This window comes from Yersinia thracica, assembly GCF_902170565.1.
Classification (GTDB): domain Bacteria; phylum Pseudomonadota; class Gammaproteobacteria; order Enterobacterales; family Enterobacteriaceae; genus Yersinia; species Yersinia thracica.
The window spans coordinates 1-691 of record NZ_CABHXX010000035.1; the positions used below are offsets into that span (position 1 = coordinate 1).

Below are 691 nucleotides of genomic sequence, written 5' to 3' on the forward strand. Positions count from 1 at the left end.
GGATAAATCAACAGCTACAGATTCGGAATTCAAGTATGACAGGGGAAGGACACCTTATTTTTTCTGTCGCCTGCGTTATTTTTGCCAAGAAAGTCGGCCTCACACCTGAACTGGCACATGGCGATTGGTGGCATATTATCCCTGGCACCCTGCTAACTTCCCTGCTGCCAGATATTGATCACCCCAAATCAATCCTTGGTCAGCGACTAAAGTGGATATCAACACCTATTGCTCGTGCATTTGGTCATCGCGGGTTTACTCATAGCCTGTTGGCGGTATTCGGCGGTATTGCGCTTTTTCAAATGGATATTTCTCGCGACTGGATTATCCCCGCAGATGTATTTCACGCGATGATTATTGGCTATTTTAGCCATCTATTGGCCGATATGATTACGCCTGCCGGTGTACCGCTTTTATGGCCATGCCGTTGGCGTTTTTCTATTCCGATATTACGCCCACAAAAAGGTAATCAATTAGAGCGCGTATTATGTGTTCTATTAGTTTGTTTTTCCGTCTATTGGCAAACTGACACCACTATTCCGCTACAATCCTATATGGAGCAATTGAAGAATTTTAGATTATGATCACACTTTCGTGTGTGAATAATAAACAATTCGTACACTTTACATACGAATAATGTGAAAACATTATATAAAATTCTTTTTGAGTATAAGTGAGCCTCCTAAGTAAC

At 41.8% G+C, this 691-nt stretch carries 1 protein-coding gene; it reads left to right on the forward strand.

The features are described 5' to 3' along the window. Positions 1–35: 35 nt before the first annotated feature. A complete protein-coding gene (locus FTA91_RS05590; RefSeq protein WP_050116410.1) occupies positions 36–584 on the forward strand; it encodes a metal-dependent hydrolase in 549 nt (182 codons plus the stop codon). Positions 585–691: the final 107 nt, after the last annotated feature.